The sequence below is a fragment of the Streptomyces adustus genome (genome assembly GCF_009377175.1).
GTDB lineage: Bacteria > Actinomycetota > Actinomycetes > Streptomycetales > Streptomycetaceae > Streptomyces > Streptomyces adustus.
Map to the genome: position 1 here is coordinate 1 of NZ_VJZD01000029.1, position 12,721 is coordinate 12,721.

A 12,721-nucleotide genomic window follows, 5' to 3' on the forward strand; every position below is an offset into this window, starting at 1 on the left:
AGTCCACGCTGGCCCGGATGCTGGGCGGGCAACTGGGCCTGGACTACCACGAGATGGACGCGTTGTACTACGACGGTCCGGGGTGGGCGGTGAACGGGCGGCTGGTCCAGGAGGTGTCGCGGCTGACCGCGCGGCCGCGCTGGATCGTCGACTCGATCGGCGCCTCGGAAGTCCGCGACCTGCTGTGGGAGCGGGCCGACACCGTGATCTGGCTGGACTATCCCAGGCGGGTCGTCATGCCCCGCGTCCTGCGCCGGTCGCTGCGGCGCACCGTCACCCGCGAATCCCTCTTCGGCGGCAACCGGGAGGACTGGCGGGGCTGGCTCAGCAGGGAACACCCGGTCTGGTGGTCGTGGTCCCAACACACCGCCCGGCACCGGGAGATCGGCCTGCGTACCCGCGACCCCCGCTTCGCCCCGCTCCACACGGTCCGCCTCCGCCACCCCGACGAGACCACCGCCTGGGCCGACGCGCTCGGCCGTTGAAAACCGGCGCGCGACAGCGCACGCTGCTGCCCGGAGCCGGCTCGTCCCGGTGAACGAGGAGGGGGACTTCCGTGGCGGACCATGACGACGCGCCGGCCGACTGGGACGCCGGCGAGCGCCGTATGTGGCAGGCGTACCGGCGGGGGGAGTGGTGCGTCGGCGTACCCGAGGTGCGCGGCGCCGCCGTGCGGATGCTGCTGCTCTCCCCACCGCCCCCCGTGCCCGGTCAGCTGGCCCGGCTGCGGCTGCGCGGCGTGCACGTACGAGGACGACTGGACCTGTCGGAGGCCACCGTGCGCGGCACCGTCCGCATGCGGCGCTGCCGGTTCGACGAAGCACCGCGGCTGGAGGGCGCGCAGCTGGAGGCGTTCGAGCTCGGCGAGTGCCGGCTGCCCGGTCTGCGGGCCCACAGCGCCCGTGTCGCCCAGGAGTTCAAGGTCGACAAGTGCACCGTGGACGGCACCCTGGACCTCCGCTCCCTCACTGTCGGTACGGTGCTCTCGCTCCAGGACACCACGATCCGCCCCGCGCCGGGCGAGGCCGCGGTCACTGCCCAGAGCGTCGCCGTGGACGAGTACATGTGGGCCCCGGGCCTGGACTGCACCGGCCCGGTGCATCTGAACAACGCACGGATCCAGGACACGCTCGTCTTCCGCGGCGCGGTCATAGGCGGCCCGGACGGCTGTCTCCAGATGTCCGAGATCACCGTCGGCGGCGGCCTGTACCTCGGGCGCGGCTTCTCCTGCGCCGGCATGGTCAACCTGTGCGGGGCCTCGGTCGGCGCGACGGTGGAGCTGTCCGACGCCACCCTCACCGGCCCCGGCGCGGGCCCGGGACGCCACGCACTCCATCTGGGCTGCGCGCAGATCGGCGGCGACATCCAGGCGGACGGCGGACTGGTCGTCGACGGCCCGGTCACCCTCGCCGACACCTCGATACGCGGCAGCGTCGTCCTGGAGGGCGCCCGGCTGAACTTTCCCGAGGGCACCGTGCTCACGGCAGGCCGCACCCATATCGGCGGCGACCTCGACTGCCGGGGCGGGACGACCGCGCACGGCACCATCGACCTGTGCGACGCGCGCATCGGCGGTTCGATCCGGCTGGAGGCCGCCGAACTGACCGCCCCGGACAACGGCAGGACCGCGCTGCGGGCCAACGGCGTCGAAGTCGGCGGAGTGGTGAACCTCTGCGACGGCTTCACGGCCCACGGCGGCATCCGCCTCAACAACGCCACGATCCGCAGCACCCTGTGCCTCGCCGGCGCGCTGCTCGACACCGCGCCCGAGGAGGAGGCCCTCACCTGCCGCGGCGCCACCGCGGCCGTGCTGCGACTGGAGCCGCGGGACACCCCCGCGGGCATCGTCGACCTCAGCCGCGTCCGGACGGTGCTGCTCCAGGACGAGCCCGCCACCTGGCCGGCCTCCCTCGTCGTGGACGGCGCCGTCTACGACGACATCAGCCCCGCCCTGCCGGCCGCGCGCCGCCTGCCCCTGCTGCGCCGCGACCCGAACGCCTTCACCCCCCAGCCGTACGAGCAACTCGCCGCCGTCTACCAGCGCCACGGCCAGGACGCCGACGCACGGGCCGTGCTGGTCGCCAAGCAGCGGGCCCTGCGCGCCACCCTCGGGGTGCCCGCCCGGCTGTGGAGCCTCCTCCAGGACGCGACCGTGGGCTTCGGATACCGCCCGCTGCGCGCCGTGTGGCTGCTGGCCGGACTCCTGGCCGTCGGCTCGACACTGTTCGCGACCTGGCCCCCGCAGGCCGTGGTCGACGGACCGCATCCGGCCTTCCAGCCGGTGATCTACACCCTCGATCTGCTGCTCCCGCTCGTCGACCTCGGCCAGGAACGCGTGTTCAGCCCGTCCGGCGCCATGCAGTGGGCGGCACTCGTCCTCGTCGGCAGCGGGTGGTTGCTGGCGACCACGGTCGCCGCCGGAGCGAGCCGAGTGCTGCGCAGGACCTGAGTCCGCGCAGGACGACCGCGGGTACGTCAGAGCCGTACCGCCGCCAGCCAGGCACCGGCCGCCGCGGCCACCAGCAGTGCGATGTTGAGCCCGATCAACCGGGCCTCGCCGCGCGAGACATGGAGCACGATGCCGCCGCACTGGACGAGGACGAGCCCGATCGCCGCGGCGACGGCGAGCCAGGGCGCGATCCCGGTCAGCGGCGGCAGTATCAGACCCGCGGCGCCGAGGATCTCCAGCGTCCCGATCAGCCTGACGGCCGGCATCGGGACCCGGTCGACCCAGCCCATCATCGGCCGCAGCCGCTCCTGGCTCTGGAGGACCTTCTTGCCTCCGGCGTAGAGATAGAACACCGCCAGCAGCGCGGCGACGATCCAGTAGGCGATGCCCATCATGACCCCTTGCGTGGTAAGTACCTGGTCCGAGGCGCCTCATCATGGGTGACTGCCGAGAGGCTTACAAAAGGCACACGGATGTGCGTCACGCACAGGGAGCTGTCATGTCGGAGTACGAGCACACGTGCATGATCCGTGGAGACGGCGGGCGGACGATCCGTGCCGTGCTCGACCGGATCTGCGACAAGTGGACGCTGCTGATCGTGGTGACCCTGGAACAGGGGCGCCTGCGCTTCACCGACCTCCAGCGGCAGATCCCGGGGATCTCGCAGCGGATGCTGATGCTGACCCTGCGCAACCTGGTACGGGACGGCCTGGTCTCGCGCACGGCGTACGCGGAGGTCCCGCCGCGTGTCGAGTACGCGCTGACCCCCACCGGGCAGAGCCTCATCCCGCCGGCGCTCGCGCTGGCCGGCTGGGCGATCGAGCACATCGCGGAGATCGAGGCCAGCCGGGCCGCCCACGGTGACCGGGACGGCTGATCGCGGCCCGGCTGTCCGGGGGAACGGCCCATAGCTCAGATGTTGCTCAGACCGCTTGCCGGTCGGCCGCCGTACTGGTCGGCTCGACGCATGCCTGAGCGACATCGAGCGCTCATCGCCGAAGGGGGACCCATGGACAGTGCCCGGCCGATTCCACCCGACAGTCCGGCTCCGATCAGGTATGCGACGGCCGCCGCGTACGCGGTCGCCGCCGTGGTCCATCTCGTCACGGCGGGACTGTTCATCGGTGGCGTGCTGTTGATCGTGCTCGGGCTCCGCACGGTCGTCCAGCCCGTGTTGGGCGCGCTGATGCTGGGCGTGGCCCTGTCGCTGCGCCCGCGCCCCGGCAGGCTGGACGCCGAACTGCCCACGCTGAGGCACGCGGACGCCCCGGTCCTGTTCGCTCTGGTGGATCGCATGGCGGACGTGGCCGGGGTGCGACGCGTCGACGCGATCCAGCTCGGTCCGGAATTCTCCGTGACCGTCACCCACTACGGGATACGCCGCAAGCGGTGCCTGGTCCTCGGTCTCCCTCTCTGGACCGCCCACCCCACCGGGAAGCCGATCGCGGCCCTCGCCCATGCTCTGGGGAGTCTCTCCGGTCGCGATCTCCGAAGCAGCGCGTTCGTCGGTGTCGCACTGGAGTCCCTCGAAGCCATGGCCCGGACGATGAGAGCCGGTGACAGCGCAGACGCCTCGTCGAGTGTCGACGTGTATGCCTGGCGCGCGGACGATGTGGCAGGGGCCGCGTCGCGGTTCGACGCCCGGACCCGGAAGGGCGCGTGGTTGGTGCGGATCCCGGGGGCGGCGGCGGCCTGGACGGCCCGCCTGCTGCTGTGGCTCACCGAACCGGCCGCCCGCCGTGCGCAGTTCGACGCGGACGACCTGGCCGCTCGTATGGCCTCCACCGAAGCGGCCATCGACGCATTGCAGGACCGCCGGTCGGCCCGCGCGGTCGGCATCGAAGTACATCGTCTGGTCATCGCGACCCGGACGCTCACGGGCGACCGCTCCACGTCGGCCGCGCAGGAGGAATTCTGGGACAAGGTCGCCCGGTACTCCGAGAGTCTGCGCGCACAACGGGCGGGTGACGAGGCCACCGAGCCCGAGGGCGGCGTGACGGTGGTCGGCGCTGCCGGCCTGCCGTCCGAACCCCTGCGGATGGCACGACTGGCCCGCGTCCCGAGACACAGCGCGGCCATCACGCTCGACGAGCTCGACCGCGACCGCATCGACGACGAACTCCGGCTGCCCCGGCAAGTGCTGACGCGCAAGGTCATGCGTGATGGCGTCCCACTGACACCGTGAACGCGTGCGGCGTGATCAGGCCGGATCGCGTGCGGGGCGGGGTGGGGGCGCGCACCGCCGGGTACGGTCGTGGTCGTGCAGCTGTCGGTCCGCACGAGGGGGAGAGCATGACGGGGGACAACATGACGGGCGAGGGCGTGACGGACGGGACCGTGACGGACGGGACCGTGACGGACGAGGGCGGGCGGGCGCGGAGCCTGTTGGACGCCCAGGCCAAGGCCGCCGAACTGTTCGCCGAGATCGAGAAGCGGGGGCTGGTCGCGCCGGGCGAGGGGGAGAAGGCGGTCAGCGACCGGATCCGCGACCTGGCGAACGAGATGTTCGGCCCGACCAGGCACTGGCACAAGCGGATCGTGCGCTCCGGACCCAACACCCTGCACCCGTACAAGGAGAATCCCCCGGACCGGATCATCGGCCGGGACGACATCGCCTTCGCCGACTTCGGGCCGATCTTCGAGGAGTGGGAGGCCGACTTCGGCCGTACGTTCGTGCTCGGCGACGACCCCGTCAAGCACCGGCTCCGCGCCGACCTGCCCGAGGTGTTCGCCGCCGGGCGCCGCGCCTTCGAGGCCGATCCGGGGATCACCGGAGCCCGGCTGCACGCGGAGGTGGGCAGGCTGGCCGCCGGGCGCGGCTGGGAACTGGGCGGCTGGCACGCCGGACACCCGGTGGGGGAGTTCCCGCACGAGAAGATCGACGGCGCCGACATCGAGTCGTACGTCGCTCCCGGCAACGACACCCCGCTGCGGCGCCCCGACCGCGCCGGGCGCGTGTGCCACTGGATCCTGGAGATCCACCTGGTCGACCGCGAGCGCGGCTTCGGCGGCTTCTACGAGGAGCTGCTCGACCTGGGCTGAGAGGGTGCGCGGCCTCGCCCCGGGTGCCGCACCGGCCGACGGGGCCCTCCAGCACAGTGAAGGTGCCCGAGTCGATGGTCGAGTCGAAGCTTCCGGACACCGCCTTGTCGCTCCACTCGTCGCCGTCCGCGACGGCGAAGACGTTCCGGGCGCGCACGTTGCACTCGCGGTTCTGGTCGGTCTGGGAGCGGGTCCAGAACTCGTCGGTGGTGAAGGACCAGCCGCGCCACTCGGCGACCCCACCGCCGCCCATCGCGGAGTTGTCGACCGACCAGCCCGCGGGCGGGGTGTGGGTGAAGCCCAGGACGCTCGTGGGGATGCCGGTTTCGTCGGCGCGGGTCTGCAACTGCGGGCGCAGCGCGTCGAAGTCGTCCGGGGCCGGCTGCTGGACGGGGCGGCCGTCCAGGTCCCAGGCGGGGTCGAGCGCGATGCCGAGGTGGGCCAGCGCGGAGGCGGCGACGTCCGGCATCTTCACGTCGGAGCGGACCGAACCGGGGGTCAGGGTGGGGCCGGTGGCGATCAGGAAGGTCTGGCGTTCCGGCGGGGTGGAGCCGCCGTGGCCGCCGGCGTCGGTGTGGCCGTGGTCGGCGGTGATCATGATCAGCCAGCTCTCGGCGGCGTAGGTCGCACGGGACCGGACGGCCGCCACCATCTGGCCCACCTGGGCGTCGGCCCCGGCGATGGCCGCCAGGTACTGCGCGGAGGCGGCGCCGTAACTGTGGCCCGCGTGGTCGATGTTGTCGAGCTGGACGAAGACCGCGTCGGGGTTGCCGTCCCGGAGCCGGGCGACCGCGCGGGAGGTGGTGCCGGTGTCGTACTCGGCGCCGGGAGTGGAGACCCGGGTGTCGACCGTGCCGGAGAAGACGGTGTCGGTGATCGGTGCCCAGGAGGACACGGCGTACGTCGTGAGGGAGGGCTTCGCCGTCTCGGCGCGGGTGAGGAAGTCGGGGTACTGGGTGAAGCGCGCGCCGGTGAAGGCGTTGTCCTTGACGTTGTGCTTGTCCGGCCAGACGCCGGTGATCAGCGTCGACCAGCCGGGGCCGGACAGGGTCGGCGCGAGGGGGTTGGCGTAGATGCTGCTGGGCGCCGTCAGGCCGGCGGCCATCAGGGCAGCGAGGTTCGGGGCGTCGGCGTCCTTGATCCGGGTCAGCAGGGCGCCGTCGAGCCCGATGACCAGGACCTTTGGGGTGGTGGCCGCGGCGCGGGCGACGGCGGCGAGCGGACCGGCCGAGGCGGCGAGGGTGGCGGCGGACAACAGGAGGGTGCGGCGGGACAGGTGGGACGACACGAGTACCTCCGGAAGGGACGGGAGACGGGGTCGTGCGGGCGGGGCGACGCCCGCGGTGGAACCGGGGGCGTCGCCCGTACGGCGGGTGTCGGCCGGGAGGTCAGCTCCCGGTGGCGGACTTCCAGGCGTCGACGTACGCGGTGAGGTTCCGGTCGATGTCGCTCCAGTCGGGTTCGAAGACCTCGACGCCGGTCATGATCTGGGCCAGGGCGACGGCCTCGGCGTCGGTGGCCTTGACGTCCTTGCGGGCCGCGAAGCCGCCGCCGATCTCGCTGACCTGCTGCTGTGCCGTCCGGCTGAGCAGGTAGTCGAGGAGCTTGCGGCCGTTGTCGCCGTGCGGGGCCTTGGTCACCAGGCCGGCCGCGTAGGGCAGGGCGAAGGTGGTGGGCCTGCCGCCCTGCGGGGCCGGGAACCAGATGCCGAGGTTCGGCATGGTCTTGGACTGGGCGTGGTTCATCTGCACATCGCCGTTGGCGACCAGCAGTTCGCCCTTGTCGACCTTGGGCGCGAGCTTGCCGGTGGAGGCGGACGGACCGACGTTGTTGGCCTGGAGCTTCTTCAGGTAGGCCAGGGCCGCGTCCTTGCCGCCGAAGTCGTGGATCGCCTTGATCAGTACGGCGGTTCCGTCGCCGGCGACGCCGGGGGTGGAGTACTGGAGCTTGTCGCGGTACTTGCCGTCCAGCAGCTCCTGCCAGGTGGTGGGGGCCTGCTTCAGCTCCTTCTTGTTGTAGACGAAGCCGAAGTAGTTGTTGACGACCGAGGTCCAGGTGCCGTCGGCCGCCTTGTCCGCGGCGTCGACCTGGTCGACGCCCTGCGGGGCGTACTTCTGAAGCAGGCCCTTGCCGTCGGCCTGCTGGATGAACGGCGGGAGGGTGACGAGCACGTCGGCCTGCGGGTTGCTCTTCTCCCGCAGGGCGCGCTGCACCATCTCGCCGGAGCCGCCCTCGACGTACTTGACCTTGATGCCGGTCTGCTTCTCGAAGTCCTTGAAGACCTGGTCGTACCAGCCGTCGCCGTTCTCGCCCTTGAGGCCGTCGGCGCTGTAGACGGTGACGGCCTTCTCGTCGGAGGCGGCGGAGGAGCCGCCGCAGGCGGAGAGCGCCGGAGCGGCGAGCAGGGAGAGCGCGATCGCGAGCTTGAGGGTGTTTCTGGGCATGACGGGATGAACTCCTTGCACGGGAAAGGTGGTTGCCGAAGCGGTCAGCGGTAGGAGGCCTTGGTGCGCAGGCGGGAGACGACGAGCAGGACCAGCAGGGTCGCCGTCATGAGGACCACGGCGAGCGCGGAGCCGGCGAACAGGGCGCCGCGGTCGGTGGCCGCGTAGATCAGGACCGGAAGCGGTGTCCAGTCGGGCGGATAGAGCATCATCGTGGCGCTCAACTCGCCCATGGACAGGGCGAAGCAGAGGCCGGCCGCCGCGGTGAGGGACGGCAGCAGCAGCGGCAGTCTGACCCGCCACAGGACCTGGCCGGGGGTGGCGCCGAGGGAGGCGGCGGCCTGTTCGTACGCCGGGTCGAGGCGGACGACCGCGGCGGACACCGACTGATGGGCGAAGGCGGTGACCAGCACGGTGTGAGCGGCGATCACGATCCAGCGGGTGCCGTTGAGGAGCATCGGCGGCTGCGAGAAGGCGACCAGGACGGCGAGGCCCACGACCACCGACGGCACGGCGACGGGCAGCACGAACAGCGCGTCGAGCACCCGGCGCCAGCGCCGGGGCAGCGCGGCCGCCGCGAGCGCCGCCCAGGTGCCGACGGTCAGCGCGACCAGGCTCGCCGTGAGCGCCGTGACCAGGCTGGTGGTCAGGGCCTGGAGGGCCTCGCCGCGGCCGGCGGCCCGGTAGTGCGCGACCGTGGGCCCGGAGGGCAGGACGCCTGACCAGTGGGTGGCGAACGAGGCGGCCAGCACCACCAGCAGCGGCACGGCGAACAGGGGGACGAAGAGGACGAGGAACAGGACCTGGACGGCCCGCCTCCCCGCGCGGCTATGCACCAGCACGACGGCTCACCACCCGGTAGAGGCCGTACAGCCCCACGGAGATCAGGACGTTGACGACGGCGATCACACAGGCGCCCGGGTAGTCGGACTCCAGGATCGCCTTGCTGTACACGAGCATCGGGAGGGTCGTGACGCCCTTGGCCCCGGTGAACAGCACGATGCCGAACTCGTTCAGGCACAGCACGAGGACGAGGCTCCCGCCGGCCGCGAGCGCGGGCAGCGCCTCGGGCAGGATCACCTGCCGGACGATGCGCGGCGCGCGGGCGCCCAGCGAACTCGCCGCCTCCAGTTGGGCGGTGTCCAGCTGCGAGAAGGCGGCCAGCAGCGGCCGCATCACGAACGGCGTGAAGTACGTGACCTCGGCCAGCAGCACACCCCAGGGCGTGGTGAGGAACCGGAACGGTCCCTCGGCGGCCCCGGTGACGTCCGTCCATGCTCCGTTGGCCATGCCCACCGTGCCGTAGACGAACAGCAGGGCCAGGGTGATCAGGAAGGACGGGAAGGACAGGAAGACGTCGACGAACCGGGCGACCGTCTTCGCGCCGGGGAACGGCACGAACGCGATGACCAGGGCGAGGACGAACCCGAGGACCAGGCATCCGGCGGTGGACGCCATCGCCAGCCAGACGGTCGTCCACAGGGCCTCGCGGAAGGCGGTGGAGGCGAGGACGTCGGCGTACGGCCGGAGCGAGGTGCCACCGGTGTCCGGCCGGAAGGACTGCTGGACGACCAGGTAGAGGGGGTGGAGGAAGAAGACGGCGAGCAGGGCGACGGGGGGCAGCGCCCACAGCAGCCGTCCGGCCCGCGACCTGAGCCGTCCGGCCCGCGGCTCGAACTGTTCGGCCTGCGGCATGAGCTGCCCGGCCCGCGGTTCGATCTGCCCGGCCGCCGGCGCCCTAGTCATCGGTGACTCCGGCGGTGAGCAGCACCGCGTCCTGCGGGGCGAAGTGCAGGTCGACCGTCTCGCCGTGGGCGGGCGGCTCGCGCAGTTCGCCCAGGTCCGCCATGACCCGATGGCCCCGGACGTCGACGTACAGCCGGCTCGTGGCGCCCCGCCACTGGATCTCCGTGACGGTGCCCTCCAGCCGGTTCGGGCCGTCGCCGAGCCCGACCAGGTGCGGCCGTATGCACAGCGTGGCCCGGGCCCCCGCGGGAGCGCCGGCCGCGGCGGTCCTCAGCTCGGCGCCCGCGAAGACGACCCCGTCCCGGGCGACCGTCACCGGCAGCAGGTTGGCGTTGCCCACGAAGGAGGCCGTGAACGCGTTGGCGGGCGCCCGGTACAGCTCCCTCGGTGTTCCGCAGGCCTGCACCCGCGCCTCGTTCATCACCGCGATCCGGTCGGCTAGGGTCAGCGCCTCGACCTGGTCGTGGGTGACGTAGAGGATCGTGACGTCGGGCAACTCGCGGTGCAGTCGTGCCAGTTCGCCGAGCATGTCGGAGCGCAGCCGGGCGTCCAGGGCGGACAGCGGCTCGTCCAGGAGCAGTACGCCCGGCCGGATGGCCAACGCCCGTGCGATCGCAACGCGTTGCTGCTGGCCGCCGGACAGCTCGCGCGGGTGACGGCGGGCGTAGGCGGCCATGCCGGTCATCTCCAGGGCCTCGGCGACCCGGGCCCTGATCTCCGGCTTGGCGACCCGGCGGGCCTTCAGACCGAAGGCCACGTTGTCCTCCACCCGCAGATGCGGGAAGAGCGCGTACTGCTGGACGACCATCCCGATGCCCCGCCGGTACGGCGGCAGGTCGGTGACGTCACGGTCGCCGAGGTACACCCGCCCGGCGGCGGGCCGTACGAACCCGGCGACCGCCCGCAGCGCGGTGGTCTTGCCGGACCCGGACGGCCCGAGCAGGGCCATCACCTCGCCCGTGCCGACGCTCAGGTCGAGGTGGTCGAGGACGACGTTCCCGTCGTAGGCGACGGTGACGCCGTCGAAGCGGATGCCCATCAGGCCACTCCGCGCAGCAGGGCGGGCAGACCGGCGACCGAGGGGAGCACCTGCGTGGCGCCGGCGGCACGCAGTTCGTCCTCCCCGCGCGCGCCGGTCAGCACCCCGGCGACCACGCCCGCCCCGGCCCGTACGCCGCTCAGCATGTCGTACGACGTGTCGCCGACGACCGCCACCTGGCGCACGTCGTCGGCCGCCTTGGTCCGGACGAACGCCTCCAGCACCATGTCCGGGAAGGGGCGTCCGCGGCCGCCCGCGTCGGCCGGGCCGAGGGTGAGCGGCACCAGGCCGCGCCAGCCGAGGGCGTCGAGGATGGCGTCCTGGGTGACCCGGGCGAATCCGGTGGTCAGCACGACGGTACGGCCGTCCTCGCGCAGCTCTTCGATGGCCTCGCGGGCGCCCGGCACGGGCTCGGTGAGCCCCTCGGCGACCAGCTCGCCGTACGCCTTCTCGAAGGTGGAGTTGGCGCGCCGGGCCAGGTCCTCGGTGCCGAACAGATGGCGGAACACGGAGATCTTGGACTCGCCCATGGTGGCGCGCACATGGGCGAGTTTGACGGCGTGGTCGGCGCTGCCGGGTACGACGCCGAGTTCCGCGGCGGCGGCCTCGAAGGCACGCTCCACGAGGCCGCCGTCGGCGACGGTGGTGCCGGCCATGTCGAGGACGACGAGACGGATCCCGTCGGGGGCGGAGGGCGTCCGGTGCGGGCCGGCCGCGGGGCGCGGGTCGTGCGTGTGGGTCATCGGTGTCACCAGCCCAGTTCGTCGGCGGTCGTCTCGGCGATGGCGGGCGAGCAGGTCATGCCGCGCCCGCCGGGCCCGGTGACCAGCCAGACGCCGTCGCGTACCTGCTGTCGGTGCACGACCCGTCGGGTGTCGGTGCACTGCGCGTACACCCCGGCCCAGCGGCGCCGGATCTTCGGCAGCGGGCGGCCGAGGAGGGACTCGACGACCCCGGTGAGGTGGTCGTAGGGGTCCTCGACGGTGTCGAAGGCGAAGGGGTGTTCGTACTCGTGGGTGTCGCCGATGGTCAGTCCGCCGTCGGCGCGCTGCACCATCAGGAGCTGCATCCGGTGCTCGGCGGCCGTCCTCGGCTGCGGCTGCCCGGCGTCGAGCCGGTCCAGGGCCGGTGACGCGTACGCCGGGTAGTAGCGGAAGCTGTCGGCGTCGGCGACCGAGGTGGTCAGCGGCTCGCCCAGCGGGTCGGTCTGCATCATCTGCAACCGGACGCGGCGCACGGGCAGTTCGGGGCCGGCGAGTTCGCGGACCAGACCGCCGAGCCATGCGCCGGTGCACAGGACGACCGCGTCGGCGCGGTGGACGTCCCCGTGGTCGTCGCGGACGGTGGCCGCGCCGGTCACCTCCCGGACCTCGCGGCCGGGCAGGAACCGGTACGCGGGGGACTTCAGCAGCTGGGCGCGCAAGGCCAGTTGGGCCGTGCGCGGCTCGACGGCCGCGTCGCGCTCGCAGTACAGGGCCGCGGTGAACTCGCCGCGCAGGGCGGGGTTCAGGGCGCGCGCCTCGTCCGGGGTCAGCAGCTTGTAGCCGCGGGCCGCGGCGTCCGCGCGGGCCACCGCGGCCTCGGCGACGGCGAGTTCGAGGTCCCCCCGGACGGGGGTCAGGGAGCCGTTGGGCCGGAAGCCCAGGGCGGGCACGCGGGCACCGATCTCCTCCCACAGCTCCCGTGCGCGCAGCGCGGTGTCGAGCTCCTCACCACCGGCTCTGCCACTGACCCAGATCTGACCGAAGTTGCGCAGCGATGCGCCTCGGGCCTCCTTCTCTCGCTCGATCTGTACGACCTCATGGCCGCGCTGAACTGCTTGCCAGGCGTGCATGGTGCCGACCACGCCGCCTCCGACGACTGTCACTCTCACGTCGCTCACGCTCCTCCCGGTCCGGGAACCGGAAAGGTCCGGCTCCCAACGAGAGCGTGAACGAGGCATCACTATTGGGCTAGACCCGTTATCGGTCCGTGACAATCGAGGGGATCGGGCACGGCTGG

General features: G+C 72.5%; 12 protein-coding genes and 1 pseudogene. 5 read left to right on the plus strand and 8 right to left on the minus strand.

The annotated features are described in order from the left end of the window. On the plus strand, nt 1-485 hold a 485-nt coding region (locus tag FNH09_RS47035; protein ID WP_152886406.1), incomplete at its 5' end, for a P-loop NTPase family protein. 71 nt (nt 486-556) lie between these two features. Continuing rightward, entirely contained in the window at nt 557-2,449 is a 1,893-nt protein-coding gene (locus FNH09_RS10050; protein WP_152886407.1) for a pentapeptide repeat-containing protein, read from the plus strand. 26 nt (nt 2,450-2,475) lie between these two features. On the opposite strand, the gene FNH09_RS10055 is transcribed toward FNH09_RS10050, so the two are convergent. Then, nucleotides 2,476-2,841, minus strand: coding sequence for a DoxX family protein (locus FNH09_RS10055; RefSeq protein WP_152886441.1), 366 nt, complete (start codon nt 2,839-2,841; stop codon nt 2,476-2,478). Nucleotides 2,842-2,948: 107 nt separating this feature from the next. Between FNH09_RS10055 and FNH09_RS10060 the strand changes: the two genes are divergently transcribed. From FNH09_RS10060 to FNH09_RS10070, 3 genes are all read left to right on the plus strand, one after another. Further along, nucleotides 2,949-3,326 carry a winged helix-turn-helix transcriptional regulator gene (locus tag FNH09_RS10060; protein WP_152886408.1) on the plus strand — a complete coding sequence of 126 codons (378 nt, stop codon included), beginning with the start codon at nt 2,949-2,951 and terminating at the stop codon, nt 3,324-3,326. 132 nt (nt 3,327-3,458) lie between these two features. Next, the gene (locus FNH09_RS10065; RefSeq protein ID WP_152886409.1) at nt 3,459-4,634 is read left to right on the plus strand and encodes a M48 family metallopeptidase; all 1,176 of its coding nucleotides are present in this window, start codon (nt 3,459-3,461) and stop codon (nt 4,632-4,634) included. 122 nt (nt 4,635-4,756) lie between these two features. Further along, complete coding sequence (locus tag FNH09_RS10070; protein WP_152886442.1) at nt 4,757-5,491, plus strand: M24 family metallopeptidase; 735 nt, start codon at nt 4,757-4,759, stop codon at nt 5,489-5,491. 43 nt (nt 5,492-5,534) lie between these two features. Here the strand turns inward: FNH09_RS10070 and FNH09_RS10075 are convergent. The 7 genes and pseudogenes from FNH09_RS10075 to FNH09_RS10105 form a co-directional block, all read right to left on the minus strand. After that, a pseudogene (locus FNH09_RS10075) lies at nt 5,535-6,779 on the minus strand (alkaline phosphatase family protein); the annotation flags it as partial. A 100-nt stretch (nt 6,780-6,879) separates the two neighbouring features. Beyond that, nucleotides 6,880-7,935, minus strand: coding sequence for a 2-aminoethylphosphonate ABC transporter substrate-binding protein (locus tag FNH09_RS10080; RefSeq protein ID WP_152886410.1), 1,056 nt, complete (start codon nt 7,933-7,935; stop codon nt 6,880-6,882). A gap of 44 nt (nt 7,936-7,979) precedes the next feature. Beyond that, complete coding sequence (locus FNH09_RS10085; RefSeq protein WP_162468341.1) at nt 7,980-8,777, minus strand: ABC transporter permease subunit; 798 nt, start codon at nt 8,775-8,777, stop codon at nt 7,980-7,982. Beyond that, nucleotides 8,764-9,630, minus strand: coding sequence for a 2-aminoethylphosphonate ABC transporter permease subunit (locus FNH09_RS10090; RefSeq protein WP_152886443.1), 867 nt, complete (start codon nt 9,628-9,630; stop codon nt 8,764-8,766). The genes FNH09_RS10085 and FNH09_RS10090 overlap by 14 nt, the downstream gene beginning before the upstream one ends. Before the next feature lie 43 nt (nt 9,631-9,673). Then, complete coding sequence (locus FNH09_RS10095; protein WP_152886411.1) at nt 9,674-10,720, minus strand: ABC transporter ATP-binding protein; 1,047 nt, start codon at nt 10,718-10,720, stop codon at nt 9,674-9,676. Next, nucleotides 10,720-11,463, minus strand: coding sequence for an HAD family hydrolase (locus FNH09_RS10100; RefSeq protein WP_152886412.1), 744 nt, complete (start codon nt 11,461-11,463; stop codon nt 10,720-10,722). Before FNH09_RS10100 ends, FNH09_RS10095 begins: the two co-directional genes overlap by 1 nt. A gap of 5 nt (nt 11,464-11,468) precedes the next feature. Continuing rightward, a complete protein-coding gene (locus FNH09_RS10105) occupies nt 11,469-12,593 on the minus strand; it encodes a TIGR03364 family FAD-dependent oxidoreductase (protein ID WP_162468342.1) in 1,125 nt (374 codons plus the stop codon). Nucleotides 12,594-12,721: the final 128 nt, after the last annotated feature.